The sequence below is a fragment of the Microbacterium sp. NPDC055312 genome, from assembly GCF_053645675.1.
The window spans coordinates 417,513-442,886 of record NZ_JBSHMU010000003.1 but is presented as its reverse complement, the minus strand read 5'-3'; the positions used below and the strand labels follow the sequence as shown (position 1 = coordinate 442,886).

22 protein-coding genes and 1 riboswitch are annotated in these 25,374 nt (G+C 70.4%); of the genes, 15 read left to right on the top strand and 7 right to left on the bottom strand.

All coding sequences use genetic code 11. The features are described from left to right. Nucleotides 1–34 precede the first annotated feature (34 nt). From ACWIDW_RS10620 to ACWIDW_RS10590, 7 genes are all read left to right on the top strand, one after another. Nucleotides 35–1,522 (top strand): fumarylacetoacetate hydrolase family protein, encoded by a 1,488-nt coding sequence (locus ACWIDW_RS10620; protein ID WP_454125139.1) that lies wholly within the window; start codon nucleotides 35–37, stop codon nucleotides 1,520–1,522. Beyond that, complete coding sequence (locus ACWIDW_RS10615) at nucleotides 1,519–2,199, top strand: GntR family transcriptional regulator (RefSeq protein ID WP_454125137.1); 681 nt, start codon at nucleotides 1,519–1,521, stop codon at nucleotides 2,197–2,199. The genes ACWIDW_RS10620 and ACWIDW_RS10615 overlap by 4 nt, the downstream gene beginning before the upstream one ends. Beyond that, nucleotides 2,199–3,719 carry a 5-carboxymethyl-2-hydroxymuconate semialdehyde dehydrogenase gene (gene hpaE, locus ACWIDW_RS10610; protein ID WP_454125135.1) on the top strand — a complete coding sequence of 507 codons (1,521 nt, stop codon included), beginning with the start codon at nucleotides 2,199–2,201 and terminating at the stop codon, nucleotides 3,717–3,719. The genes ACWIDW_RS10615 and hpaE overlap by 1 nt, the downstream gene beginning before the upstream one ends. Nucleotides 3,720–3,842: 123 nt before the next feature. Then, nucleotides 3,843–5,009, top strand: coding sequence for a 3,4-dihydroxyphenylacetate 2,3-dioxygenase (hpaD, locus tag ACWIDW_RS10605; protein WP_454125133.1), 1,167 nt, complete (start codon nucleotides 3,843–3,845; stop codon nucleotides 5,007–5,009). Then, on the top strand, nucleotides 5,006–5,794 hold the full coding sequence (locus tag ACWIDW_RS10600) for a fumarylacetoacetate hydrolase family protein (protein ID WP_454125131.1): 789 nt from the start codon (nucleotides 5,006–5,008) through the stop codon (nucleotides 5,792–5,794). The genes hpaD and ACWIDW_RS10600 overlap by 4 nt, the downstream gene beginning before the upstream one ends. Next, nucleotides 5,779–6,582 carry an HpcH/HpaI aldolase family protein gene (locus ACWIDW_RS10595; protein WP_454125129.1) on the top strand — a complete coding sequence of 268 codons (804 nt, stop codon included), beginning with the start codon at nucleotides 5,779–5,781 and terminating at the stop codon, nucleotides 6,580–6,582. The genes ACWIDW_RS10600 and ACWIDW_RS10595 overlap by 16 nt, the downstream gene beginning before the upstream one ends. A 52-nt stretch (nucleotides 6,583–6,634) precedes the next feature. Next, nucleotides 6,635–7,864 (top strand): MFS transporter, encoded by a 1,230-nt coding sequence (locus ACWIDW_RS10590; RefSeq protein ID WP_454125127.1) that lies wholly within the window; start codon nucleotides 6,635–6,637, stop codon nucleotides 7,862–7,864. 26 nt (nucleotides 7,865–7,890) lie between these two features. Here the strand turns inward: ACWIDW_RS10590 and ACWIDW_RS10585 are convergent, their stop codons facing one another. Next, a complete protein-coding gene (locus ACWIDW_RS10585; RefSeq protein WP_454125126.1) occupies nucleotides 7,891–9,255 on the bottom strand; it encodes a short-chain fatty acid transporter in 1,365 nt (454 codons plus the stop codon). Nucleotides 9,256–9,355: 100 nt separating this feature from the next. On the opposite strand from ACWIDW_RS10585, the gene ACWIDW_RS10580 reads away from it, so the two are divergent. Then, nucleotides 9,356–10,081 (top strand): DUF6882 domain-containing protein, encoded by a 726-nt coding sequence (locus ACWIDW_RS10580; RefSeq protein ID WP_454125125.1) that lies wholly within the window; start codon nucleotides 9,356–9,358, stop codon nucleotides 10,079–10,081. A gap of 21 nt (nucleotides 10,082–10,102) precedes the next feature. Here ACWIDW_RS10580 and ACWIDW_RS10575 read toward each other — a convergent pair whose 3' ends face one another. Further along, on the bottom strand, nucleotides 10,103–10,984 hold the full coding sequence (locus tag ACWIDW_RS10575; protein WP_454125124.1) for a bifunctional methylenetetrahydrofolate dehydrogenase/methenyltetrahydrofolate cyclohydrolase: 882 nt from the start codon (nucleotides 10,982–10,984) through the stop codon (nucleotides 10,103–10,105). Between the two features lie 117 nt (nucleotides 10,985–11,101). Beyond that, nucleotides 11,102–12,376 (bottom strand): serine hydroxymethyltransferase, encoded by a 1,275-nt coding sequence (glyA, locus tag ACWIDW_RS10570; RefSeq protein ID WP_454125122.1) that lies wholly within the window; start codon nucleotides 12,374–12,376, stop codon nucleotides 11,102–11,104. A gap of 36 nt (nucleotides 12,377–12,412) precedes the next feature. Beyond that, nucleotides 12,413–12,495, bottom strand: a riboswitch (ZMP/ZTP riboswitch). 143 nt (nucleotides 12,496–12,638) lie between these two features. On the opposite strand from glyA, the gene ACWIDW_RS10565 reads away from it, so the two are divergent. From ACWIDW_RS10565 to ACWIDW_RS10545, 5 genes are all read left to right on the top strand, one after another. Next, nucleotides 12,639–13,826: an N-acetylglucosamine-6-phosphate deacetylase gene (locus ACWIDW_RS10565; RefSeq protein ID WP_454125120.1), complete on the top strand. Its 1,188-nt coding sequence runs from the start codon at nucleotides 12,639–12,641 to the stop codon at nucleotides 13,824–13,826. 212 nt (nucleotides 13,827–14,038) lie between these two features. Next, entirely contained in the window at nucleotides 14,039–15,679 is a 1,641-nt protein-coding gene (locus ACWIDW_RS10560; protein WP_454125119.1) for a sigma-70 family RNA polymerase sigma factor, read from the top strand. A gap of 9 nt (nucleotides 15,680–15,688) precedes the next feature. Then, on the top strand, nucleotides 15,689–16,060 hold the full coding sequence (locus ACWIDW_RS10555) for a YrdB family protein (RefSeq protein ID WP_452322487.1): 372 nt from the start codon (nucleotides 15,689–15,691) through the stop codon (nucleotides 16,058–16,060). A gap of 22 nt (nucleotides 16,061–16,082) precedes the next feature. Further along, on the top strand, nucleotides 16,083–17,444 hold the full coding sequence (locus tag ACWIDW_RS10550; protein WP_454125117.1) for an FAD-binding oxidoreductase: 1,362 nt from the start codon (nucleotides 16,083–16,085) through the stop codon (nucleotides 17,442–17,444). Next, nucleotides 17,437–17,832: an NUDIX hydrolase gene (locus tag ACWIDW_RS10545; protein WP_454125115.1), complete on the top strand. Its 396-nt coding sequence runs from the start codon at nucleotides 17,437–17,439 to the stop codon at nucleotides 17,830–17,832. The genes ACWIDW_RS10550 and ACWIDW_RS10545 overlap by 8 nt, the downstream gene beginning before the upstream one ends. A 24-nt stretch (nucleotides 17,833–17,856) precedes the next feature. Here the strand turns inward: ACWIDW_RS10545 and ACWIDW_RS10540 are convergent, their stop codons facing one another. Both ACWIDW_RS10540 and ACWIDW_RS10535 read right to left on the bottom strand, forming a co-directional pair. Further along, complete coding sequence (locus tag ACWIDW_RS10540; protein ID WP_454125113.1) at nucleotides 17,857–18,636, bottom strand: glucosamine-6-phosphate deaminase; 780 nt, start codon at nucleotides 18,634–18,636, stop codon at nucleotides 17,857–17,859. A 150-nt stretch (nucleotides 18,637–18,786) separates the two neighbouring features. Beyond that, the gene (locus ACWIDW_RS10535) at nucleotides 18,787–19,968 is read right to left on the bottom strand and encodes an ROK family protein (RefSeq protein ID WP_454125111.1); all 1,182 of its coding nucleotides are present in this window, start codon (nucleotides 19,966–19,968) and stop codon (nucleotides 18,787–18,789) included. Nucleotides 19,969–20,143: 175 nt separating this feature from the next. Here ACWIDW_RS10535 and ACWIDW_RS10530 point away from each other — a divergent pair, with 175 nt between their 5' ends. After that, nucleotides 20,144–21,610, top strand: a complete 1,467-nt coding sequence (locus ACWIDW_RS10530; protein WP_454125109.1) for a L,D-transpeptidase family protein — start codon at nucleotides 20,144–20,146, stop codon at nucleotides 21,608–21,610. A 77-nt stretch (nucleotides 21,611–21,687) separates the two neighbouring features. Here the strand turns inward: ACWIDW_RS10530 and ACWIDW_RS10525 are convergent, their stop codons facing one another. Beyond that, entirely contained in the window at nucleotides 21,688–23,904 is a 2,217-nt protein-coding gene (locus tag ACWIDW_RS10525) for an NADP-dependent isocitrate dehydrogenase (RefSeq protein WP_454125108.1), read from the bottom strand. Between the two features lie 128 nt (nucleotides 23,905–24,032). On the opposite strand from ACWIDW_RS10525, the gene ACWIDW_RS10520 reads away from it, so the two are divergent. After that, nucleotides 24,033–24,491, top strand: a complete 459-nt coding sequence (locus ACWIDW_RS10520) for a GNAT family N-acetyltransferase (protein ID WP_454125106.1) — start codon at nucleotides 24,033–24,035, stop codon at nucleotides 24,489–24,491. A gap of 12 nt (nucleotides 24,492–24,503) precedes the next feature. Here the strand turns inward: ACWIDW_RS10520 and ACWIDW_RS10515 are convergent, their stop codons facing one another. Beyond that, nucleotides 24,504–25,268, bottom strand: a complete 765-nt coding sequence (locus ACWIDW_RS10515; RefSeq protein WP_454125104.1) for a hypothetical protein — start codon at nucleotides 25,266–25,268, stop codon at nucleotides 24,504–24,506. Nucleotides 25,269–25,374: the final 106 nt, after the last annotated feature.

The following is a 25,374-nucleotide window of genomic DNA, read 5'->3' as shown; positions in this document are numbered from 1 at the left end:
TCCGAGATGCCGCACCAGCGCGAGGAGGCGCCCCATGACCGAGCTCGCCCGAGCAGGCAAGATCATCGCGGTCCACCTCAACTACGTCTCACGCGCCGACCAGCGCGGCCGGCGCCCCGCTGCCCCGTCGTACTTCTTCAAGCCGGCCAGCTCCCTCGCCGGCACCGACGGCGTGGTCGAGCGCCCCGCCGGCACCGAGCTGCTCGCCTTCGAGGGTGAGATCGCCCTGATCATCGGCACCGCCGCCCGCCGGGTCTCGCTCGACGAGGCGTGGGCGCATGTGGCATCCGTCACCGCGTCGAACGATCTCGGCCTCTACGACCTGCGCGCCAACGACAAGGGCTCGAACGTCCGCTCCAAGGGCGGCGACGGCTACACCCCCGTCGGACCCGAGCTCATCGACGCGGCATCGGTGGATCCGGCCGCCCTGCGGGTGCGCGCGTGGGTGAACGGCGAGCTCGCCCAGGACGACACGACCGCCGGCCTGCTCTTCCCCCTCCCCCAGCTGGTCGCCGACCTCTCGCAGCACTTCACGCTCGAGCCGGGCGACATCATTCTCACCGGCACGCCGGCGGGTTCGAGCGTGATCGTGCCGGGCGACGTGGTCGAGATCGAGGTGGACGCCCCGGATGCCCCTGGCGCCCCCTCATCGGGACGCCTGCGCACCACGGTCACGCAGGGCGAGGTCGAGTTCGACCCCGCGCTCGGTTCGATGCCGGCGGTCGACGATCTGCAGCGGGCCGAGGCATGGGGTTCACGTGAGCTGGCAGGGCTGCCGGCCGGCCCTTCGACGGGCTCAGGGACCCAGGAGGGGACCGGCTCAGGGACCCAGCCGGGCCTGTCGGCCGAGCTGCGCGCCAAGCTCGAGGTCGCCCCCACCGCGGGGCTGTCGAGTCAGCTGCGCAAGCGCGGCCTGCACTCCTGCTTCATCGACGGCCTCTCCGCCAACCTGCCAGGCGCCAAGATCGTCGGCACCGCCAAGACCCTGCGCTTCGTGCCGGCCCGCGAAGACCTCTTCAAGAGCCATGGCGGTGGGTACAACGCCCAGAAGCGCGCATTCGACGCGGTCGGCGAGGGCGAGATCATCGTGATCGAGGCCCGCGGCGACGAGACCACCGGCACCCTCGGTGACATCCTCGCGCTGCGTGCCCGCACCCGCGGTGCCGCCGGCGTGGTCACCGATGGCGGCGTGCGCGACTTCGACGCAGTAGCCGAGATCGGGCTGCCGGTGTTCTCGAAGGGCGCGCACCCCTCGGTGCTCGGCCGCAAGCACGTACCCTGGGAGTTCGACGTCACGATCGGCTGCGGCGGGGCGACCGTCCAGCCCGGCGACGTCATCGTCGGCGACGGCGACGGCGTGATCGTCATCCCCGCGCACCTCGCGGAAGAGGTCGCCGATGCGGCTCTCGCGCAGGAGGACGAGGACGCCTGGATCGCCGAGCAGGTCGCCGCGGGCACCCCGGTCGACGGGCTGTTCCCGATGAACGCCGAGTGGCGCGCGAAGTACGAGGCAAGCCGATGAGCACGCTCGTGCGCGAGGGCAGCAAGTCCGAGCAGGCCTACACCTGGCTTCGCTCGCGAATCGCCTCGTACGCTTACGGCCCCGGCTACCGCCTCGTGCTCGGTGCCATCGCCCGCGAGCTGCAGATGAGCGTCGTGCCGGTGCGCGAGGCGATCCGCCGCCTAGAGGCCGAGGGCTTCGTGACCTTCGAGCGCAATGTGGGCGCGCACGTGTCGCTGATCGACGAGGACGAGTACGCGCACACCATGCAGACCCTCGGTCTGGTCGAGGGCTCGGCGACCGCGCTGTCCGCTCCCCTGCTCGACGAGGAGGCGCTCGTCCGAGCCGAGCAGATCGACGAGCAGATGCGCGAGCTGCTCGATCACTTCGACGCCCACCGCTTCACGCAGCTGAACCAGCAATTCCACTCGGTGCTGTTCGAACCCTGCCCGAACCCGCACATCCTCGACCTCGTGCACCGCGGGTGGGGTCGGCTCTCGGGCATCCGGGACTCCACCTTCGCCTACGTGCCGGGCCGGGCACGGCACTCCGTCGAAGAGCACGAGCAGATCCTGCAGCTGATCCGCGACGGCGCCGAGCCGCTCGAGATCGAGCTGTCCGCACGAAACCACCGCTGGCGCACCCGGGACGCATTCCTGGCTGCCCGGCACTCCCACACCAGCGAAGAAGGACGATGATGACCGACGTCTACACCCCCGCCGACCTCCCCTCGAAGATCCAGCACTACATCGACGGCGAGTTCACAGACTCGATCGACGGCGACACCTTCGCGGTGCTCAACCCCGTCACCAACGAGACGTACGTGCACGCCGCCGCCGGCAAGAAGGCCGACATCGACCGTGCCGTCGCGGCCGCCCGGCGCGCCTTCACCGAGGGCCCCTGGCCGCGCATGCTGCCGCGCGAGCGCTCGCGCGTGCTGCACCGCATCGCCGACATCGTCGAATCGCGCGACGCGCGCCTGGCCGAGCTCGAGTCGTTCGACTCGGGTCTGCCCATCACGCAGGCCCTCGGCCAGGCCCGCCGCGCTGCCGAGAACTTCCGGTTCTTCGCCGACCTCATCGTCGCGCAGGCCGACGACGCCTTCAAGGTTCCCGGCAAGCAGATGAACTACGTCAACCGCAAGCCGATCGGTGTCGCGGGCCTCATCACGCCGTGGAACACCCCGTTCATGCTCGAATCGTGGAAGCTCGGTCCGGCGCTCGCCACCGGCAACACCGTGGTGCTCAAGCCCGCCGAGTTCACTCCCCTGTCGGCGTCGCTGTGGGCCGGCATCTTCGAAGAGGCGGGCCTGCCGCAGGGCGTGTTCAACCTCGTCAACGGCCTCGGCGAAGACGCCGGCGACGCGCTCGTCAAGCACCCCGACGTGCCGCTCATCTCGTTCACCGGCGAGAGCCGCACCGGGCAGATCATCTTCGGCAACGCGGCGCCCTTTCTGAAGGGGCTGTCGATGGAACTCGGCGGCAAGAGCCCCGCCGTCGTCTTCGACGACGCCGACCTCGACACCGCGGTGGATGCCTGCGTCTTCGGCGTGTTCTCACTCAACGGCGAGCGCTGCACCGCGGGCAGCCGCATCCTCGTGCAGCGCGGCGTCTACGACGAGTTCGTCAAGCGGTTCGCCGCGATCGCGAAGCGCGTCAAGGTCGGCCACCCGCACGACCCGACCACCGAGGTCGGCGCGCTGGTGCACCCCGAGCACTACGAGAAGGTGATGAGCTACGTCGAGATCGGCAAGACCGAGGGACGTCTGATCGCCGGCGGCGGTCGCCCGGAAGGCTTTCCGACCGGCAACTACGTCGCGCCGACCGCGTTCGCGGACGTGGCACCGGATGCCCGGATCTTCCAGGAGGAGATCTTCGGCCCCGTCGTCGCCATCACCCCCTTCGACACCGAGGAGGAGGCGCTGGCGCTCGCGAACAACACCCGTTACGGCCTGGCCGCCTACATCTGGACGAACGACCTCAAGCGCGCACACAACTTCGCCGGGGCCGTCGAGGCCGGCATGGTGTGGCTGAACTCCAACAACGTGCGGGACCTGCGCACCCCGTTCGGCGGCGTCAAGGCATCCGGACTCGGCCATGAGGGCGGGTACCGCTCGATCGACTTCTACACCGATCAGCAGAGCGTGCACATCACCCTCGGCGAGCCGCACAACCCCGCCTTCGGCAGGCAGGACCTCGACGACCCCGACCCGCGCTGACCCCTCTCTGGGACCCTGAGCCTGTCGAAGGGCAGGGACCCATCTCTGGGACCCTGGACCCTTCGACAGGCTCAGGGGCCCAACCGCGGACCCAGTCTCTTCTGAACAAGCAAGGACGCTGACATGACGAACCACGCAGGAAAGACGCTCACCTCCTCCGGCTTCTACGTGAGCCAGGAGGCGCCCATCCACACCGACGACCCGATCGCGACCCCCGTCGCGAGCCCACCCGACATCCTCCGCTGCGCGTACATGGAGCTCGTCGTGACCGACCTCGCCGCCTCGCGCGAGTTCTACGTCGACATCCTCGGGCTGTACGTCACCGAAGAGGACGACAGCGCCATCTACCTGCGCTCCACCGAGGAGTTCATCCACCACAACCTCGTGCTGCGCAAGGGCGAGATCGCCGCGGTCGCGGCATTCTCGTACCGCGTGCGCACGCCCGAAGACCTCGACCGCGCCGTGGAGTTCTACACCGAGCTCGGCTGCGACGTGCGCCGCAAGGCGGACGGGTTCGTGAAGGGCATCGGCGATTCGGTGCGCGTCGTCGACCCGCTCGGCTTCCCGTACGAGTTCTTCCACCAGAGCGAGCACGTCGAGCGGATGTCGTGGCGCTACGACCTGCACATCCCCGGCGAGCTGGTTCGGCTCGACCACTTCAACCAGGTCACCCCCGACGTGCCGCGCGCCGTGCGCTACATGCAGGACCTCGGCTTCCGCGTGACCGAGGACATCCAGGACGGCGAGGGCACCGTGTACGCGGCGTGGATGCGCCGTAAGCCCACCGTGCACGACACCGCGATGACCGGCGGCGACGGACCGCGCATGCACCACGTGTGCTTCGCGACGCACGAGAAGCACAACATCCTCGCGATCTGCGACAAGCTCGGCGCGCTGCGACGCTCGGACGCCATCGAGCGCGGCCCCGGCCGCCACGGCGTCAGCAACGCGTTCTACCTGTATCTGCGCGACCCCGACGGGCACCGCGTCGAGGTGTACACGCAGGACTACTACACCGGAGACCCCGACAACCCGGTCGTGACGTGGGACGTGCACGACAACCAGCGCCGCGACTGGTGGGGCAACCCCGTCGTGCCCAGCTGGTACACCGATGCGTCGCTCGTGCTCGACCTCGACGGCGACCCGCAGCCCGTGCGCGCCCGCACCGACTCGAGCGAGATGGCCGTCACCATCGGCGCCGACGGCTTCTCGTACACCCGCCCCGACGAGGGCGAGAAGTCGATGCCCGAGTGGAAGCAGGGCGAGTACAAGCTCGGACACCAGCTGTGACCCTCCCCGCTGAGACGATCGCCGCCCTCGCGGCCGAGCTGGCCGAGGCCGAGCGCACGCGCGGCGTGATGCCGCGCATCACCGCCCGGTATCCGGATGCCACGATCGAGGACTCGTACGCGATCCAGGGTGTCTGGCGCGACTCGCAGCTCGCCGCCGGACGCCGCCTGGTCGGCCGCAAGATCGGGCTGACCTCGAAGGCCATGCAGCAGGCGACGGGGATCACCGAGCCCGACTACGGCGTGATGTTCGACGACACCGTCTACCGCTCGGGCGCCGAGATCCCGTTCGACGCGTTCTCGAACGTGCGCATCGAGGTCGAGCTCGCGTTCGTGCTGAAGACGCCGCTCGAGGGCCCGGACTGCACGCTCGACGACGCGCTCGCGGCGATCGACTACGCTGTGCCCGCGCTCGAGGTGCTCAACTCGCACATCGAGCTCGAAGGCCGCACGATCGTCGACACCATCAGCGACAACGCCGCGTACGGCGCGATGGTGCTCGGTGACGTGCACATGCGGCCCGACGAGATCGACCTGCGCTGGGTGCCCGGCGTGCTGTCGAAGAACGGCCAGATCGAGGAGACCGGCGTCGCAGCCGGTGTGCTCGGGCATCCGGCGACCGGCGTCGCGTGGCTGGCGAACAAGTTTCACCAGCACGGCGCGCGGCTCGAGGCGGGCGAGATCATCCTGGCAGGATCGTTCACCAGACCCATGTGGGTCGAGCGCGGCGACGAGGTGCTGTGCGACTACCGCGAGATGGGAACGATCGCATGCCGCTTCGTCTAGAGCCCACCTTCCGTGACGCGCTGGCCGCCGCGGACCGCCCGCTGATCGGCATGTGGCTGAGCACCGGCACCACGCTGAACGCCGAGATCTGCGCGGGTTCCGGCATCGACTGGCTGCTCATCGACATGGAGCACGGCCCGAACACGGTGCTCTCGGTGCAGCAGCAGCTGCAGGTGATCGCCGCGTACCGGGTGCCCACCCTCGTGCGGGTGCCGGTGAACGACGCCGTGATCATCAAGCAGGTGCTCGACACCGGCGCGCAGAACCTGCTGGTGCCGATGGTCGGCTCGGCGGCCGAGGCGCAGGCGGCGGTCGCCGCCGTGCGCTACCCGCCCGAGGGTGTGCGCGGCGTCGGCTCGGCCCTCGCCCGCAGCGGCCGCTGGGGCCGGGTGCCCGAGTACGTGCCGAACGCGTCGGAGACGATCTCGCTGTTCGTGCAGATCGAATCGGCGGATGCCGTGGACGCGGCGGCCGAGATCGCCGCCGTCGACGGGGTCGACGGGGTGCTCGTCGGTCCCGCCGACCTCGCGGCCTCGATGGGCCTCCCCGGTCAGCAGGCGCACCCCGACGTGCTCGCCGCCGTGCAGCGCGTCTTCGAGGCGGTGAGCGCTGCCGGCAAGAAGGTGGGCGTGAACGCGTTCGACCCCGCCGGCGCCGACGCCTACCTCGCCGCGGGAGCGCACTTCCTCTCCGCGAGCGCCGACGTGACGATCCTCGCCCGCGGCACCGAGGCGCTCGCGGCGCGCTTCATCCCGGCATCCGGAACCGACGGGACCGATCAGTACTGACGCGGACCCGCCCGTGTCAGGATGAACGGATGCAGAATCGGCGGAGACCCCGGTGAGCCGCGGGCTCGCGGCGATGACCGACCGCAACTTCCGCTGGTTCTTCCTCGCCAGGGCCATCACGATGGTGACCGGGTCGATGTCGTCGATCGCCCTCGCCTTCGCCGTGCTCGAGATCGACAACGACCCGCTCAGTCTGTCGCTCGTGCTCACCGCGTTCACGGTGGCGAACGTCGTCTTCCTGCTGTTCGGCGGGGTGGTGGCCGACCGCCTCCCCCGGGCGATGGTGATCCAGGTCTGCTACGTGCTCGACATCCTCTCCATCGGCACGATCGCCGCGCTGCTGTTCACCGGCACGGCGAGCATCCCCGCGGTCGCCGCGCTGGCTGCGGTGAACGGCGCCTCGACCGCGTTCGTCATGCCGGCGATGCAGGGCATCATCCCGCAGCTGACCAGCCCCGAGAACCTGCAGCAGGCCAACGCCATGCTCTCGTTCGTGCGATCGGCCGTCACGATCGGCGGACCGGTGATCGCCGGGATCCTCGTGACCACGGTCGGCCCCGCCTGGGCGATGCTCGTGCAGATGGCGGGCTGGCTGCTCGCCATCCCGATCCTGGCCCTGGTGCGGTTGCCACCGCCGGTCGGCGACGGCGGCTTCTCGCTGTTCGCCGACCTGCGCGAGGGGTGGACGGAGTTCTGGAGCCGGTCGTGGCTGGTCGCCGTCGTGCTCGCGTTCATGATCATGAACGCCATCCACGTCGGCGCGTGGGGTGTCGTCGGGCCCTACATCGCGAAGAACGACGAGCGGCTCGGCATCGCCGGCTGGGGCTGGGTGGTCAGTGCGGAGGGGCTCGGCGTGCTGCTGATGACCCTGGTGCTGATGTGGTTCCCGCTGAGGCGGCCGCTGCGCTTCGGGATGCTGGGCATGAGCCTGTTCGCGATCCCGCTGACGATGCTGGGGGTGCATCCGGCGGTCGTGCTCGTCGCGATCGCGGCGTTCCTCGCCGGCGCCGGTGCCGAGGTCTTCAGCACGGGGTGGAACGTCGCGATGATGGAGAACATCCCGCTCGACAAGCTCAGTCGCGTCTCGAGCTACGACATGCTCGGCAGCTTCGTCGTCATGCCGATCGGCACGCTCGTCTACGGTTGGCTGATCACGCACGCCGACCCCGCGACCGTGCTGATCACCTCGGGCATCCTGTACGCGGTGATCGCGCTGGCGACGGTCGCGGTGCCGAGCGTGTGGCGGATGGGCCGCGTCGAGGCGGCGACCGTGCGGGGCTGAGCCCGCGGCCGCCTCCTCACGGCGCGTCAGAGACTGACCAGCAGCAGCACGGCGGCCATCACGACGCCCGAGCCGAGCAGCGTCACGAACGTGTACCCGAGGATGTCGCGCATCTTCAGCCCCGCGATGGCGAGCACCGGCAGCGCCCAGAACGGCTGGATCATGTTCGTCCACTGGTCGCCGTACGCCACCGCCATGATCGCGATCGACGGGTCGACGCCGAGCTGGTTCGCCGCATCGAGCATGATCGGCCCCTGCACGGCGAACTGCCCGCCGCCGGACGGCACGAAGAAGTTCACGATGCCGGCCGAGAGCAGCGCGAGCACGCCGAAGGTGGTCGGCGTGGCGATCGAGACGAAGGCATCCGAGAACAGCTTGATCAGGCCCGAGCTCGCCATGATCCCGAGGATGCCGGCGTACAGCGGGAACTGCAGCAGGATCTCACCCACGTTCGAGGCCGCCCGCTTCGTGAGGTGGATGAGCTCGAACGGGTTGCGCACCAGCAGCAGGATCAGCGCGAGGAACGACCAGTTCACGACGTCGAGCGTCAGAGTGCCGCCCTGCACGAAGTGCACGATCAGGTAGGCGACGAGGGCGAGTCCCAGCACGAGCGTCAGGATGCGCGACGCGTCGATGCGGTCGGCGGGGGTCACGACCTCGTCGTCGATCTCGTCGGCCGCCTCCGAGCCGACGTGCACCGGCAGCTCGTACACCGGGTCGCCCATGCGCGGCCGGATGACGAAGAACAGCAGCCCGCACACGACGATCACGCCGAGCGCGGCCAGCATGTTCCAGGTCGAGAAGGTCGTCTGGGAGACGGGGATCACCTCTCCGCCGAGGCTCGACTCCAGGAACGATCCGGGGGTCGCCGCCGTCAGCGGGCCCGAGCCCGAGTACCCCATGTGCCAGACGACGAAGCCCGAGTAGCCGGCGGCGACCAGCAGCGGGAAGTGCACCTTCATGCCCCGCTCACGCGCCTGCACGGCGATCTCGCGGGCGAGCAGCGTGCCCACGATCAGTCCGAGGCCCCAGGTGATCAGACTCGCCACCGCGGCGACGACGAACACGAAGACGTACGCCATCGCGGCGTTGCCGGGCACGCGGGCGAGCGCACGCAGCAGCTTCTGCACCGGGCGGGTGTTGGCGAGCATGTACCCGAGCAGCAGGATCAGGCACATCTGGGTCATGAAGGCCAGCAGCCCCGCCAGCCCGTCACCCCAGCCCTTCACCACGTCGACCGGGCTGGTCTGCGTGAGCGTCATCGCGAGCACCGCGACGATCAGCGTCAGCACGATCGCGAAGGTCAGCGCCGAGGGCACCCACCTCTCGAGGAACCTGTTCACGGGGCGCATGATGCTGCGCTTCTCGGGTCTTGCCTGCGTCGTGGGCATGGCGGAAACTCCTTCGTCTCGGAATGCTCTCGTCTTCGACCATAGCCACCTCGCAGAAGACGCTTCGGCAGGTCATAGCATCCACGGCCAGACTGGTGCGATGAGCTTCGAGACGCTTCGCGCGCTGGCCGACCGCGCCGCCCTGTTCACCGCCCTCCGGCAGGATCAGCTCGCCTCGGCGACAGAGTCGCTGGGCGAGCACCGCTGGGATGCCGATCTCTCCGCCGGCACGTTCGCGTTCTCGGCGCACGACGAGCCCGCGCGCACGCTCGAGGCGGTGCCGCACCTGCTCGTGTCGATCGCGCCGGGGCCGCGCACGCTGATGTGGTCGTGGGCGCTGCCGCAGGGTGACCGCAGCGGCATCACCGATGCACTGCGCGCATACGGCGAGCAGCACGGCATCGCCGAGCTGACCCGGGGCGAGGTTCCGTTCCCCGACGACGTCGGCGAGGACGTCGATGCGTGGATCGCCGACGTCGCGCACGTCACCGGCGGGGCCGCGGTCGAGATCACGGGCCGCTCGCCGTACTACTCCGCGCCGTTCGGCGGCGGATCCAGAGCGGTGCTGCTGCTCGATATGCCGCTGCCGCCGCTCACCGTCGCCGCGGCTCTCGCCGCGCTCCCCCGCGTGATGGGTGATCTCGAGCTGAGCGACCCGCGGTCGTCGGTGTGGGATCTCGCCCGCCTCGCCGGGTGGCGGCTGGAGTGGGCCGACGACGCGTTCTCGGCGGCCGAGGTGACGGATGCCACGGGAACGGCGACCTTCGACTTCGACGAGTATGCGCGCATCAGCGGCATCCGCGGTCGTCTCGCGGCGACCGCCTGACCCCGACCCCGCGTCGTCGGATCAGCCGGCGGCGCGCTCCGCGGCCTCGACCACGTTCGTCATGAGCAGCGCGACGGTCATCGGGCCGACGCCGCCGGGGTTCGGCGAGATCCAGCCGGCGACCTCGGCGACGTCAGGGTGCACGTCGCCGTAGACCTTCGACCTGCCCGTCTCGGGGTCGTCCTCGCGGGTGACGCCGACGTCGAGAACCGCAGCGCCCGGCTTCACATCCTCCGCCCTGATGAGGTGCTTGACCCCGGCACCGGCGACGATCACGTCGGCCTGGCGCAGGTACGGCGACATGTCGGGCGTGCCGGTGTGCACCTGCGTGACCGTGGCGTTGACGGCGCGACGGGTGAGCAGCAGCCCCATCGGGCGTCCGATGGTCACGCCGCGCCCGACGACGACCACGTGCTTGCCGCTCAGGTCGTAGTCGTTGCGCAGCAGCAGCTCGATCACGCCGCGCGGCGTGCACGGCAGCGGGGTGTGGATCGGTCCGTTGACGTTGAGCACGAGCCGGCCGAGGTTGGTCGGGTGCAGGCCGTCGGCATCCTTCGCCGGGTCGATGCGCTCGAGGACCGCGTCGGTGTCGAGGTGCTTCGGCAGCGGCAGCTGCACGATGTACCCGTGGCAGCTGTCGTCGGCGTTGAGCTCGTCGATCAGCGCCTCGACCTCGGCCTGCGTGGCATCGGCCGGCAGCTCGCGCTGGATGGAGTTCATCCCGATGGCCTCGGACTGCTTGTGCTTCATGCCGACGTACAGCTGCGAGGCCGGGTCGGCGCCGACCAGCACCGTCGCGATGCCGGGCACGACGCCCCGCTCGCGCAGCGCCGCCACGCGCTCGGTCAGCTCAGCCCTGATGGCGGCGGCGGCCGCCTTCCCGTCGAGGATCTTCGCGGTCATGTCTGCCTTCTTTCCGCGAGACTTGCGTTCCAGCACGAGACATGGCGCAGAGCGTGCTGTCTCGTGCTGGAACGCAAGTCTCGACGAGGAGGGTGAGAACGAGGGAGGGCGTGCGGCCTACTGCTGCAGGTCGGGGTACAGCGGGAAGGCGGATGCCAGGGCGTCGACGCGGGCGCGCAGCGCCTCGACATCGGCCCCGGGCTGCAGCGCCAGGGCGATCACGTCGGCAACCTCGGTGAACTCGGCGTCGCCGAAGCCGCGGGTCGCGAGCGCGGGGGTGCCGATGCGCAGGCCCGAGGTGATCATCGGCGGGCGCGGGTCGTCGGGCACGGCGTTGCGGTTCACGGTGATGTGGATCTCGTGCAGCAGGTCCTCGGCCTGCTTGCCGTCGATCTTGGCGTCACGCAGGTCGACGAGCACGAGGTGCACGTCGGTGCCGCCCGAGCGCACCGCGATGCCGGCGTCCTTCACGTCCTGCTGCGAGAGGCGCTCGGCGATGATCGCGGCGCCGCGCAGCACGCGCTCCTGACGCTCCTTGAACTCCGGGGTGCCGGCGATCTTGAACGCGGTCGCCTTGGCGGCGATCACGTGCATGAGCGGGCCGCCCTGCTGACCGGGGAACACGGCCGAGTTGATCTTCTTCGCGATGTCGGCGTCATTGGTGAGGATGAAGCCCGAGCGGGGTCCGCCGATGGTCTTGTGCACGGTCGACGACACGACGTGCGCGTGCGGCACCGGGTTCGGGTGCAGGCCCGCGGCGACGAGACCGGCGAAGTGCGCCATGTCGACCCAGAGCAGGGCGCCGACCTCGTCGGCGATCGCGCGGAACGCGGCGAAGTCGAGGGTGCGCGGGTAGGCCGACCAGCCGGCGATGATGACCTTCGGCTTGTGCTCGAGGGCCAGGCGGCGCACCTCGTCCATGTCGATCGTCGACGTCTCGGGGTTCACGCCGTAGGCGACGATGTCGTACAGCCGGCCCGAGAAGTTGATCTTCATGCCGTGGGTCAGGTGACCGCCCTGGTCGAGCGAGAGGCCGAGCAGCGTGTCGCCGGGGCGGGCGATCGCGTGCAGCACGGCGGCGTTCGCGGTGGCGCCGGAGTGCGGCTGCACGTTCGCGAACTCCGCGCCGAAGAGCTCCTTGGCGCGCGCGATCGCGAGCTCTTCGGCCACGTCGACCTCTTCGCAGCCGCCGTAGTAGCGACGACCCGGGTAGCCCTCGGCGTACTTGTTGGTGAGCACCGACCCCTGCGACTGCAGCACCGACACCGGCACGAAGTTCTCGGATGCGATCATCTCGAGGAAGGTCTGCTGGCGCTTCAGCTCGCGATCGAGGACCTCGGCGATCTCGGGGTCGACCTCGGCGAGCGGGGCGTTGAAGTAGCGGTCGGTCATGACGGTCTCCTGTTCACACGGGAATTAGGGGTGTTCCTCATCGGCCCAGGCGCGCGGTCGATTCCTATGAGGCCGCTCCCCGGTGGTGACCCACCCAGACGCCAGTCGCGACGCAAGAAGCTTAGCGGATCGACCTCGCCGGACCCCAGCGCATCGGCGTCTGCCGCGTCACATTCCCCGGCCGGGATACATTCGATTCATGGTCCTTCCCGGGCATCCGCGACACCGGCGGCCGGGCACCCCACAGATTCTGGAGCAGACGATGACCCTGGAGCACGCGATCACCACCGACTTCCGCGGGTCCTGCGTCGTGCATTCCGCGCGGATCGTCGACGGCGACGGCAGCATCACCGACGACGGCTGGGTGCGCTTCGAGCAGGGCCGGGTCGCGGCGCGCGGCACCGGCGACGACTGGGCGCCCGCCGACGACGTGATCGACGCGACCGCCGTCGCGGGACCGGATGCCGTGCTCACGCCCGGCTTCATCGACATCCACGGGCACGGCGGCGCCGGCGTCGCGTACGACGACGGCATCGAGGCCATCCGCCGCGGCCGCGCCATGCATCGCAGCCACGGCACCACGCGCGCGGTGATCTCGCTCGTCACAGCGGCGGTCGACGACCTGGCCGCCCAGGTGGCGTCGATCGCCGACCTCGTCGAGACCGACGACGACATCCTCGGCAGTCACCTCGAGGGCCCCTTCCTCGATCCCGGACATCAGGGGGCGCACGAGCCGTCGCTGCTGCGGCATCCGCAGTCGGCCGAGGTGACCCGACTGCTCGAGGCCGGCCGCGGCACCGTCAGGCAGGTGACCATCGCCCCCGAGCTGCCCGGCGGGCTCGAGGCGGTGCGCCTCGTCGTCGCCGCGGGAGCCGCGGCGGCCGTCGGGCACACCGACGCCGACGCCGAGATCGCACGCCAGGCGTTCGATGCCGGGGCGACGATCCTCACCCACGCGTTCAACGCGATGAACGGCATCCACCACCGCGCACCGGGACCGGTGCTGACCGCCGCGGCCGACCACCGGGTCGTGCTCGAGGGCATCGCCGACAACTTCCACCTGTCGCCGGCGGTCATCAAGATGCTGTTCGACATCGCGCCGGGACGAGTCGCTCTGATCACGGATGCCATGGCCGCGGCCGGCAGCGCCGACGGGCACTACGACCTCGGCGCCGTGAAGGTCACCGTGAAGGACGGCATGGCGCGCACCGACGGCACGGGCTCCATCGCGGGGTCGACGCTCACCCAGGACGTCGCGCTCCGCCGCGCGGTGCAGGCGGGGGTTCCACTGGGCGACGCCGTTCAGGCGCTGACCGCCACGCCCGCCCGAGCGATCGGCCACGACGGATCGCTGGGCGCGCTGCGCCCGGGAATGGTCGCGGATGCCGTGCTGCTGAGCGCGCAGTACGACGTGGCGCGCGTCTGGGTCGGAGACGCGTCACGCCGGTGAGACCGGGGCCCGCCTCGGCCGCGGCCCTGCGCACAGCGCGTTGGGCGGTCGCGACAAACACCCCCGCGCGACCGTGGGAGCGCTCTTGCAGGTTCTCCACAGGGGGTGGCCCGCGAGCGCGTTTGGGGTCAGAATGAACGAGGACGCGTGACCAGGCGACACCCACGCGTCCTTCTTGTGGGAACGTTCCCGCGGCGGGGGGAGGACAGACGATGGCGATCCGTGACACGAGCACGCAGGCGGTCGCCGACGTCGACCTCGTGCTGCGCACCCGATCGGGAGATGCCGACGCCTTCGGCGAGCTGTGGCGCCGCCACCACGCCTCCGGCATGGCGGTCGCCCGGTCCGTGTCCGCATCGATCGACCCGGGCGACCTCGTGGAAGAGGCCTACGCCCGCATCCACCAGGCCGTTCTCAAGGGTGGCGGACCCAACGGCTCGTTCCGCGCGTACCTGTTCACCAGCATCCGCAACACGGCTGCGGCGTGGGATGCCGGGCATCACGACGCGACGGGCGCCGAGGCCGAGCCCGGATCAGTTCCCGAGTCCACTGCCGGATCGGCCGACGAGACGCTCGACCGCAGGCTGATCGCGCAGGCCTTCCGCTCGCTGCCGGGGCGCTGGCAGGAGGTGCTCTGGTACACCGAGGTCGAGCGGATGACGCCGTCCGATATCGCGCCACTGCTCGGGATGGGCGCCGGTGGCGTCGCTCAGCTGAGCTTCCGAGCCCGCGACGGGCTGCGCGAGGCCTGGTTCCAAGCGCATCAGCGCAGCGCCGGACAGGGCTCCGACTGCCATTGGACGATCGAGAACCTCGGCGCTCACGCACGCGGCAATCTCAGCGCCCGCGCCCTGCGCCGCGTCGACGATCACCTCGAATCGTGCTCGCGCTGCTCGATCGTGGCGACGCAAGCGCAGCACGTCGCCGATCACCTGCCGCTCGTGCTGCTTCCGCTGGTGCTCGGCCTCACCGCCGGCAGCGCGTACCTCGCTTCGATCCGCTCCGGTTCCGATCGATCGGGCATGCGGCCGTCGGCGCCGGCCGCCATGCCGCGCAGCGTCATCGACGGCACCGCCGCGGCATCCGATGAGGTGACGCCGGACGGCGCGGCAGCGGCGCACGTCGGCGCGTCGGGTTCCGTTCTCGGCATCGGGGCCGTCATCGGAGCGGGGTCGGTGGCCCTGCTGGTGGCGGGAGTCGTCGCCGCCGCGGCCGTGGTGCCGACCTTGATCTCGGGCGCCCCCTCGACCTCACGACCGAATGCCGCCGACCCGGCCTCGTCGTCGATCGCGTCCGCGGTCGAGCCCGACGAATCCATGAACGCCGATCAGTCGACGATGATGCGCCTCGATGAGGAGCGGTCCCGCCCCGCACCGCGTACTCCCCCTGCGCCCATCCCTCATGCCCCGACGGTGCCGCGTGCTGTCGCTCCGGCGCCGGTGGCGGCCGCGGAGCCGGTCACGCCCGCGGCGACCCCGACCGTGTCGCCGTCGCCTCAACCCGATCCGACGCCGACCCCCGCGCCCGAGCCCACCCCGACGCCGAAGCCCACCCCGACGCCGACACCGGATCCGACTCCGACACCCGATCCGACGCCCACCCCGGGCGACGGGTCAGCACCGGGCGACGAGTCAGCACCGGGCGACGACTCGGCAGCTGGCGACGGTCCGGCAGCAGGCGACGGCTCGGCAACAGGCGACGGACCGGTCACCGGTGATGAGCCGGCGACCGGCGACGAGAACTCCGGCGGAACGGCGCCGGCTGATCAGGCCGTCCGTGGCGATGACCCGGCCCTCCCCCGGGACGAAGTGGCACCGGCCGGCGAGAATCCGCTCTCGGGGACCGCCGAATAGACTGGGATCATGTCCCAGAACTCCGCCGCCGAGCCGGGCGTCCACCGTCCGGCGATCACCGCTCTCGACATCGTCCGCGTTCTGGTGCTGATCGCCGCTCTCGTCTCTCTCGCGCTGTGGGGCTTCGGCGCGTGGCCCCTGCCGTGGAACATCGTCGTGGGCATCGGGGCGCCGGTGGCCACCCTGCTGATCTGGGCGCTCTTCCTCTCGCCGCGTCCTGTGCTGCGCCTGCACCCGTTCCTGCGCGCACTGGTCGAGGTCTTCATCTACGTCGGGGTCACGCTGGCGTGGTGGTCGATGGGTCAGGCCTGGGCGGGGATCGCGTTCGCGGTCGTCGCCGTCACCTCGGGCATCATCGCCGGTCGACGAGCGCTGGGCTGATCGTCGTGCAGCGAGCACGAGCATGACCGTTCTCGAGCGCCTCACCCGCGAGCTCGGTGACATCGTCGACACCTCCGCTCCCGCCCTCGACGACGCCCGCGCGGACCGCAGCGGACACCGCTCGTCGGGCGCGCCGATCGCCGTCGTGCACGTCCGCTCGGTCGACGACGTGCAGCGCGTCATGCGCGTCGCGTCGGCCACGAGCACCCCCGTGGTGGTGCGCGGCGCGGGAACCGGGCTCGCCGGTGCGGCGAACGCCGGCCCGGGAGAGATCGTGCTGTCGACCGTGCGGATGGATCGCATCGTCGAGGTGCGCCCCGACGATCTGCTCGCCGTGGTCGAACCGGGCATCCTGAACGCCGACCTGAACGCACAGCTGGCCACCCACGACCTGTGGTGGCCGCCGGACCCCGCCAGTCGCGAGATCTCGACGGTCGGCGGCAACATCGCGACCGGCGCGGGCGGACTTCTCTGCGCGAAGTACGGCGTCGTGCGCGACGCGGTGCTGGGCGTCGACATCGTGCTCGCCGACGGCCGGCTGCTGCGGCTGGGGCACCGCACGGTGAAAGGCGTCACCGGGCTCGACCTCACCTCGCTCGTGATCGGCTCGGAGGGCAGGCTCGGCGTCATCGTCGGCGCCACTCTCAAGCTGCGCCGCCTCGTCGAGGGCACGGTGTGCACGATCACCGCGTCGTTCCCCACCGTGCGCGACGCGGCCGCGGGCTCGGCGGCCGTCACCGCGGCGGGTGTGCAGCCGGCGATCATGGAGCTGATGGATGCCGCCTGCCTCGCCGCCGTGCACGCGCTGCTGCGGCTGCCCGCCCCCGCATCCGGCGCAGCGCACCTGACGATCCAGACCGACGGGCCGGCGGCGCGCGACGAGGCCGAGCGCATCGCGAGCGTGCTGCGCGAGGCCGGTGGCGCGGTCGTGCTGTCCGACGACCCGGTCGAGGGCGAACGGCTTCTCGCGGTGCGCCGCTCGATGCATCCGGCCATGGCGGCCCTCGGCACCACCCTGATCGAGGATGTCGCGGTGCCCCGCAGCGCGATGGCGGCGATGTTCGACGAGATCGCCCGCATCGAACAGGAGTTCGGCGTCAGCATCCCGACCGTGGCGCACGCCGGCGACGGCAACCTGCATCCGAACTTCATCTTCCAGGGCGACACGGTGCCGCCGCGCATCTGGGCGGCGGCCGACGAGCTGTTCCGTGCCGCGATCCGCCTCGGCGGCACGCTCACGGGCGAGCACGGGGTCGGCATCCTGAAGAGCCGCTGGCTCGCCGAGGAGCTCGGCGACGATCAGTGGCAGATCCAGAAGCAGATCCTGCGCGTGTTCGACCCGCAGGGCATCCTCAACCCCGGCAAGGTGTTCGCGGATGCCTGACATCCGGGTCAGCGCCGCCGTTATCGTCGACGACCGCGGCCGCGCGCTCGTCGTGCGCAAGCACGGCACCACGAGGTTCATGCAGCCGGGCGGCAAGCCGGAAGCCGGTGAGAGCGCCGCTCAGACGCTCATCCGCGAACTGGACGAGGAGCTGTCGCTGCGCGTGGGCGAGGCCGACCTCACCCCGCTGGGGACGTTCGTCTCGGCGGCGGCGAACGAACCCGACCATCGTGTGATCGCCGACGCGTTCGCGCTGCGCGCGCGAGCGGACGACGTGATCGTGCAGGCCGAGCTCGCCGAGCTGCGCTGGCTCGAGCCGGGCGACTGGACGAGCGTTCCGCTCGCGCCGCTCAGCACCGAGCACCTGCTGCCGATCGCCTGGGCGTGACCCGGCGACCGGCAGCAGCTCGCGTCAGATGCCCTGCCAGGACGGCTTGTTGTCGTAGCTGTACCGGTAGTAGTCGGTCAGCGCGAGCTGCGAGGCGGCAGCCTCGTCGAGCACGACGGTCACATGCGGGTGCAGCTGGATGGCCGATGCCGGCAGGATCGCGCTGACCGGCCCCTCGAGAGCGGCGGCGACGGCCCGTGCCTTCGACTCGCCGAAGGCGAGCAGCACCAGGTGACGTGCGCGCAGGATGGTGCCGAGTCCCTGCGTGATGCAGTGCCGGGGAACCTCGTCGCGCGAGTCGAAGAAGCGCGCGTTGTCCTCTCGGGTCCGCTCGGTGAGCGTCTTGAGACGGGTGGTCGAGGCGAATGACGAACCCGGCTCGTTGAAGCCGATGTGCCCGTCGGTGCCGATGCCCAGCAACTGAAGATCGACGCCGCCGGCCTCGATGATGTCGCGCTCGTAGTCATCGCCCGCATGGCGGATGGTCTCGAGGTCGCCGTTGGGCACGCGGATCAGCTCGGGGTCGAGTCCGAGCGGCTCGATCACCTCGCGGGTGATCACCGAGCGATAGCTCTCGGGATGCGCGGCGTCGAGTCCGACGTACTCGTCGAGAGCGAAGCCGCGCACGTGCGACACGTCGTGCCCGGCCAGGCGCTCGCGCAGCGCCTCGTAGACCGGCAGCGGGGTCGAGCCCGTCGCGAGTCCGAGCACCGGGTTCTTCACCTCGTCGATGAGACGGACGATCTCATCCGCGACAAGCGCACCGGCGGCGGCCTTGTTCTCGAGGATCACGACTTCAGCCATGAACGGGCATCTCCTTCACGAAGGGGGTCGATCTCGGCGAGCGCAGAGCTCAGCAGCGCGGCGCCGATCGCCGCGACCGGGGAATCGGCGGGCAGCATCTCGATTCTCTCATCGAGCCGCAGCGTCTGCAGAAACGGTGACCCGACGCGATCACGAGACGCCCAGCTGCGCCGAGAGGACAATCACCGCAGCGCCCCTGAGCACGATGTCCTCCTGCTGGGTGAGCCGGATCTCGACGTCGGCGAACACGCCGTCGAGCGTGCGCTGGTGCAGCGTGCGCGTCGCGGCGTCGACGAAGTCGCCCGAGAGCAGCTCGTGGGGGCCGGCGAGCACGACCTGCGAGAGGTCGAGCGCGGCGACGATGGGGGCGAGCGCGATGCCCAGGCGCGCGCCGGCGCGGGCGACGATCTCCGCGCGACGTGCGGGGTCGGCGTCGATCGTGCTCTGCAGCTGCGGCCCGTTGACCCACGCTTCGAGGCATCCGTGGTTGCCGCACGCGCACAGCGGCCCGTCGTCGGTGCCGGTGACGACGTGGCCGATCTCGCCGGCGGCGAAGCGGCCGCCGATCACCGCCTGGCCCCCGGCGATGAGCCCTGCCCCGACGCCGCGACCGATCCGGACGAGCATCAGGTCGCTTCGCGCAGCGCCGAAGGTGTACTCGGCGAGCACGGCCGCGTTCGCGTCGTTGCGCACCAGCACCGGCAGGGCGAACGCGTCGTGCAGCCGCTGCTCGAGCGGAAGGTCGCTCCAGCCGAGATTCGGAGCGTTGAACACGGTTCCGTCGGGGCGCACGATGCCGGGGCTGCCGACGCCGATTCCGAGCACGGGCTGATCCGCATCCGCGACGAGGTCGCGCACGAGCTGCTCGACGGCTGCGTAGGCCTGGTCGGCGCCCACCTCGGCGGGGAGCGGCGCCGTGCGACGCCGCAGCACCTCCCCGTCGAGGTTCAGCACGGCGCCCTCGAAGCGGTCGACCCCCGACAGGTCGACGCCGATGATCTGGTGACCGTGGCGATCGATGTCGATGACGATCGGCGGCTTGCCGGGACCGGCCGCCTCGCGCACCCCGATCTCACGGATGACGCCGTCGGCGATGCACTCCCCCACCAGGTCGGAGATGGTGACGCGGGTCAGGCCGGTCTCGCGGGAGAGGTCGGCACGGCTCATCTCGCCGCGGTGGTACAGCGTCTGCAGCACGAGTGAGCGGTTGTGCGACCTCGCCTGCTCGGGCAGCACCTTGCCGGTCGCCCGCAGGCCTCCGCCACCGCGGAACGACCCGCTGAGGACGGCGTGCGCCGGCGCGTCCGGACGGCGATCGAGGGAGGAGTTCACATTTGTGAGCACACCTTACGAACCGCGTCGGCGCAAGAGGAATCCCTGGTGGGATGCCCCGCTTTACTCAAACGTTACTGTCACCGGCGCCATCCCCTGCAGCCGTTGCCTCTCTGTTATCACCCGTCCCGTACCATGAAAAGACATGTCGCGCAGCACTTAGGGGGGTGAGTCCGTGACCGATCTGATCTCCGGACCCGGCACAGGCCAGTCGAACGCCGTCTCGTCAGATGCCGAGACGAAGGCTCAGCCGCCGTCGTCAGACACCCCCGACATGCAGTGGGCGCCGATGGAGCCGGCTCCGAAGAAGCGTCGACTCGGACTGTGGATCGGCCTGAGCGCGGGCGTCGTCGCGCTCGCCGCCGGCGCCGCATCGCTGATGCTCATCGCACCGGGCACGACGGTGGCCGGCGTCCCGGTCGGCTTCATGACTCCGGGGTTGGCGGCCGAAGCGGTCAGCACCCGCATGGCATCCACCGAGGTGCAGCTGACCGGTGCCGGAGAGGGCACGCGCCTGGACGGCGCCGACCTCGGCGCCCGCGTCGATGCCGCCGCCCTGATCGACCAGGCCTACGCCGAGCGCCCGATGTGGAACCTCGGCTCCTGGATGGGCGAGCCGATCACCGCCGACGTCGCACTCGACCCCGAGACCGCAGACAGCGCGCTGCGCGCCGCCGTCCCGTCGAGCTACACCCCCGCCACCGACGCGACGGTCGTCTTCGACCCGACCGCCCAGGCATACACCGCCACCCCGGCCGAGCCCGGCACGGGCGTGTCGGTCGACGAGCTCGCCTCGGCGTTCACCGACGCGGTCGCCGCGGGCAAGACCTCGTTCGACTACTCCGCCGACCCGGCTGAGGTGCCGCCGCTGATCACCGACCGCAAGGCCGCCGCCGCCGTCGAGAAGCTCAACGGCATGCTGGCCGAGGCGGGCTTCTACGTCGGCGACGAGCGCACGGTGCCGGTCGCGCCGGAGGTCGTCGCATCGTGGCTCACCGTCGACGCGGTCGAAGGCGAGCTGACGATCTCGGCGGATCCGGCGAAGATCCAGCCGGCAGTCGACGCCCTTCCCGCACAGGTGAACCGCGACACCGTCAACGCGACCAACATCGTCGACTCCGGCGGCGAGGTTCTCAAGGCGCTCACCGAGGGCAAGGAAGGACGCGTGCTCGGCGACACCTCGAAGACCGCGTCCGACTTCGCCAAGGAGCTCAGTGGCGGCGACGCGACCTTCGCCCTTCCCGTCACGGCGACCCCGTTCGAATCGACCAGCCTGTTCCGCCGCGTCGAGGTCGACCTCAGCGAGCAGCGCACCTACCTCTACGAGAACGAGAAGCTCGTGAAGTCGTGGGCGGTCTCCACCGGCACGAGCGGCACCCCCACAGACAAGGGCCGCTTCCGTGTGTACGCGCAGCTGCGCACGCAGGACATGCGCGGCAGCAACGCCGACGGCAGCAAGTACGTCACCGAGAATGTGCCCTACATCACCTATTACAACGGCGATGAGGCGCTGCACGGCACCTACTGGCACTCCAACTTCGGCCGGCCGATGAGCCACGGCTGCGTGAACATGAGCATCGACGCGGCCCGCTACGTGTGGGAGTTCGCCACCAAGGGCACCGAGGTCTGGGTGCACGACTGATCCGTCCGGCGCCCCGCGGCGCCTGCAGAGACGGAAGAGGCCGGATGCTGAGCATCCGGCCTCTTCTGCATTCCGCGTCAGAGCGCGTCGATCACGCCGTTCAGCGTCGCCGACGGGCGCATCGCCGCATCCACCTTCGCCGCATCCGGACGGTAGTAGCCGCCGATGTCGACCGGCTGCCCCTGCACGGCGTTCAGCTCGCCGACGATCGTCTGCTCGTTCGCGGCGAGCGTCTCGGCGATCGGCGCGAACGCGGCCGCCAGCTCGGCGTCCTTCGTCTGCTTCGCCAGCTCCTGCGCCCAGTACAGGCCGAGGTAGAAGTGGCTGCCGCGGTTGTCGATCGTGCCGAGTGCCCGCCCGGGCGAGCGGTCCTCCTCGAGGAAGGTGCCGGTCGCGGCATCCAGCGTCTCGGCGAGGATCCGCGCCTTCTCGTTGCCCGTGCGGTCGGCGAAGTGCTCGAGCGAGGCGGCCAGGGCGAAGAACTCACCCAGCGAATCCCAGCGCAGGTAGTTCTCACCGACCAGCTGCTGCACATGCTTCGGCGCCGAGCCGCCCGCACCGGTCTCGAACAGTCCTCCGCCGGCCAGCAGCGGCACGATGCTGAGCATCTTCGCGCTCGTGCCGACCTCGAGGATCGGGAACAGGTCGGTCAGGTAGTCACGCAGCACGTTGCCCGTCACCGAGATCGTGTCGAGCCCGTGGCGCATGCGCGCCAGCGTGTACCGGGTCGCTTCCTCGGGCGCGAGGATCGTGATCGTCAGGCCCGTGGTGTCGAGCGTGGCGAGACCCTGATGCACCTTGGCGATGATCTGCGCGTCGTGCGAGCGGTTCGCGTCGAGCCAGAACACCGCGGGGGCGCCCGTCGCGCGGGCGCGGGTGACGGCCAGCTTGACCCAGTCCATCACGGGGATGTGCTTGGTCTGCGTCGCGCGCCAGATGTCGCCGGCGCTGACCGTGTGCTCGATGAGCACGGTGCCCTCGCTGTCGAGCACCTGCACGATGCCGTCCGAGGCGATCTCGAAGGTCTTGTCGTGGCTGCCGTATTCCTCGGCCGCCTGTGCCATCAGGCCGACGTTCGGCACGGTGCCGATCGTGGCCGGGTCGAGCGGCCCGTTGGCGATGACGTCGTCGATCACGGCCTGATAGACGCCCGCGTACGACGAGTCGGGGATGACCGCGATGGTGTCGGCCTCGCCGCCGTCCTTGCCCCACAGCTTGCCGCCGTTGCGCACCAGGGCGGGCATGGACGCGTCGACGATCACGTCGCTGGGCACGTGCAGGTTGGTGATGCCCTTGTCGGAGTTGACGTACGACAGGCGCGGACCGTTCTCGATCGCGCGCTCGAAAGCCGCCGCGATCTCGTCGCCGCCGGCGAGAGTCGACAGTCCGGCGAGGATCGAGCCGAGCCCGTCGTTGGCGCTGAGGCCGGCTGCAGCGAGCTGGTCGCCGTACTGCGCGAAGACGTCCTTGAAGAACGCCTTCACCACGTGGCCGAAGATGATCGGGTCGCTGACCTTCATCATGGTCGCCTTGAGGTGCACGGAGTAGAGCACGTCGTCGGCCTTGGCCTGCTCGAGGGTCTCGGCGAGGAAGGCGTCGAGGTGCGCCGCCGACAGGAACGTGGCGTCGATGATCTCGCGCGGAAGGACCTTGAGGCCCTCCTTCAGCACGGTGATGGTGCCGTCGGCGGCCACGTGCTGGAAGCTCAGCACGTCGTCGTGGGCGGCCACCCACGACCGCTCGTTGCTCTTGAAGTCGTCGTGGCCCATGGTGGCGACGCGGGTCTTCGAGCCCTCGGCGAACGGCTTGTTGCGGTGCGGGTGCTTCTTGGCGTAGTTCTTCACCGCGAGCGGGGCACGGCGGTCGCTGTTGCCCTCGCGCAGCACGGGGTTCACCGCCGAGCCCTTGATCTTGTCGTAGCGGGCGCGGACATCCTTCTCGTCGAGCGACTGCGGCTCGTCGGGGTAGTCCGGGACGTCGAAGCCCTTCTCCTGCAGCTCCGCGATGGCCGCCTTGAGCTGAGGGATGGATGCCGAGATGTTCGGCAGCTTGATGATGTTCGCCTCGGGCAGCGTGGCGAGGCCGCCGAGCTCGGCGAGCGCGTCGCCCACCTGCTGCTCGGGCGTGAGCTTCTGGGGGAAGGCGGCGAGGATGCGACCCGCCAGCGAGATGTCGCGGGTCTCCACCTCGATGCCCGCCTGGCCGGTGTAGGCCTTGATGATGGGCAGGAACGAGGCGGTGGCCAGAGCCGGCGCCTCGTCTGTGTAGGTGTAGATGATGGCGTCGTCGGTCACCGGGGATCTCCGTTCGCGGGGGCAGATTTATCTCGATACCAAGATACCCGAGTCTTCTCTGCGAGCCCTGGTCACGGTCGGCGACGGCGTTCTGCCACGGATCGCGGGGGACGCGCTAGCCTGGGGTCATGACGGAACTGCGCGTAGAAGAACTCTCCGCTGCGACGATCGTCGCCGTGAACAAGCTGTCGCTGCGTCCGGGCCAGGAGCAGTTCCTCGCTCCGGTGTCGTACGGCATCGCCGCCACGGTGGTGAACCCTCAGACGGCATGGCAGCGTGTCGTGCTCGACGGCGATCAGGTCGTCGGGTTCGTGAGCGCCAGCTTCGACGCCGACACCCCGGACGAGCACTTCCGCAGCGTGCTCTGGCGCATCAACGTCGACGCAGACGACCAGCGCCGCGGCGTCGGCAGCTTCGCCGTGCAGGCACTGGTCGACGAGGCCCGCGCCCGCGGCGTCGACCACGTGAACGTCATCTACGAGGCCGGCGAGGGCGGTCCGGAGGCGTTCTTCCGCCGCGTGGGGTTCGAGCCCATCGGCGAGACGGAGTACTCCGAGGTCATCGCGCAGATCCGCGTCGACAGCTGACGAGTCGTCCGCTCAGGGACGTCGGCGCTTTCTCGTCGTCCAGGCGATGACCGAGTCCGACGTGCGGATCGCGATCGTGCGAGCGGCGTCCCACAGGGCATCCGGCAGCTCGGGCTCCACCCGCTCGCCGCGGGCTGCCCGCTCGGCGATGTCGAAGGCGCGCTCCAGGTCCTCCACAGCCATGCGGTACGCGCCGAACTCCTCCGCACTCACCCGCGAGTCGGCCGCCGGCCTGGCATCACGCGCTCGCTGCAGCGCGACGAGGAACGCCGCCGTCGCCGGCTGACGGCCGTCAGTCATCTGCGGAAAGGCGATGGCCCGCGCAGGGTCGGTCTCGTACTGCATCCAGCGTGCGAGCAGCGCGTCGTGCCGGCCGCGCAACCGCGCCAGCGGCAGAGCACCGCCGGTCGCCATCGCCGACCGCTCGGTCGAGACCCGCACCCGACTCGCCTTCACGCGGGCGGCGGCGGCGCGCGCCGCCAGCTGTGCATCGCGCAGCGCACGGCGTGCGGATGCCACCGCCGAGGCATCCGCCCGGTCTGCCGCCCTGTCGGCGGCGACCCTCGCAAGATCGGCCCTGGCGATGCGGGCAGCGTCGGTCGCTGCCCGCGCATCGAGCTGCGCGCGCCGGAACTCGAGCCGGGCCGCGTCGTAGCCGAGTCGTCTGCCGTTCACCGTCCCCCGCCTTCGCACCACCGCGTACCCGGTCGCTCCCGCTCCGGCGGCGGCCGGAGCAACCCACCACCACTCGGCGGCCAGGAGCAGGATCGGATCCACGTGCTCAACCTATTCTCAGACCGGCGTCTGCTGCCAGGACAACCATTATGCGCCTCAGCATCTTCTGTCAGGGCGAGCCTGTTCTCAAGCCGACGCCCCGCTGCCA

What these genes read in the sequence shown, in the direction of transcription:
- ACWIDW_RS10520 (WP_454125106.1), top strand. Translation starts at nt 24,033, where the DNA reads ATGACGGAACTGCGCGTAGAAGAACTCTCCGCTGCGACGATCGTCGCC.
- ACWIDW_RS10615 (WP_454125137.1), top strand. Translation starts at nt 1,519, where the DNA reads ATGAGCACGCTCGTGCGCGAGGGCAGCAAGTCCGAGCAGGCCTACACC.
- ACWIDW_RS10545 (WP_454125115.1), top strand. Translation starts at nt 17,437, where the DNA reads ATGCCTGACATCCGGGTCAGCGCCGCCGTTATCGTCGACGACCGCGGC.
- hpaE (WP_454125135.1), top strand. Translation starts at nt 2,199, where the DNA reads ATGACCGACGTCTACACCCCCGCCGACCTCCCCTCGAAGATCCAGCAC.
- ACWIDW_RS10575 (WP_454125124.1), bottom strand. Translation starts at nt 10,984, where the DNA reads ATGACCGCGAAGATCCTCGACGGGAAGGCGGCCGCCGCCGCCATCAGG.
- ACWIDW_RS10550 (WP_454125117.1), top strand. Translation starts at nt 16,083, where the DNA reads ATGACCGTTCTCGAGCGCCTCACCCGCGAGCTCGGTGACATCGTCGAC.
- ACWIDW_RS10540 (WP_454125113.1), bottom strand. Translation starts at nt 18,636, where the DNA reads ATGGCTGAAGTCGTGATCCTCGAGAACAAGGCCGCCGCCGGTGCGCTT.
- ACWIDW_RS10555 (WP_452322487.1), top strand. Translation starts at nt 15,689, where the DNA reads ATGTCCCAGAACTCCGCCGCCGAGCCGGGCGTCCACCGTCCGGCGATC.
- hpaD (WP_454125133.1), top strand. Translation starts at nt 3,843, where the DNA reads ATGACGAACCACGCAGGAAAGACGCTCACCTCCTCCGGCTTCTACGTG.
- ACWIDW_RS10580 (WP_454125125.1), top strand. Translation starts at nt 9,356, where the DNA reads ATGAGCTTCGAGACGCTTCGCGCGCTGGCCGACCGCGCCGCCCTGTTC.
- ACWIDW_RS10595 (WP_454125129.1), top strand. Translation starts at nt 5,779, where the DNA reads ATGCCGCTTCGTCTAGAGCCCACCTTCCGTGACGCGCTGGCCGCCGCG.
- glyA (WP_454125122.1), bottom strand. Translation starts at nt 12,376, where the DNA reads ATGACCGACCGCTACTTCAACGCCCCGCTCGCCGAGGTCGACCCCGAG.
- ACWIDW_RS10585 (WP_454125126.1), bottom strand. Translation starts at nt 9,255, where the DNA reads ATGCCCACGACGCAGGCAAGACCCGAGAAGCGCAGCATCATGCGCCCC.
- ACWIDW_RS10620 (WP_454125139.1), top strand. Translation starts at nt 35, where the DNA reads ATGACCGAGCTCGCCCGAGCAGGCAAGATCATCGCGGTCCACCTCAAC.
- ACWIDW_RS10560 (WP_454125119.1), top strand. Translation starts at nt 14,039, where the DNA reads ATGGCGATCCGTGACACGAGCACGCAGGCGGTCGCCGACGTCGACCTC.
- ACWIDW_RS10565 (WP_454125120.1), top strand. Translation starts at nt 12,639, where the DNA reads ATGACCCTGGAGCACGCGATCACCACCGACTTCCGCGGGTCCTGCGTC.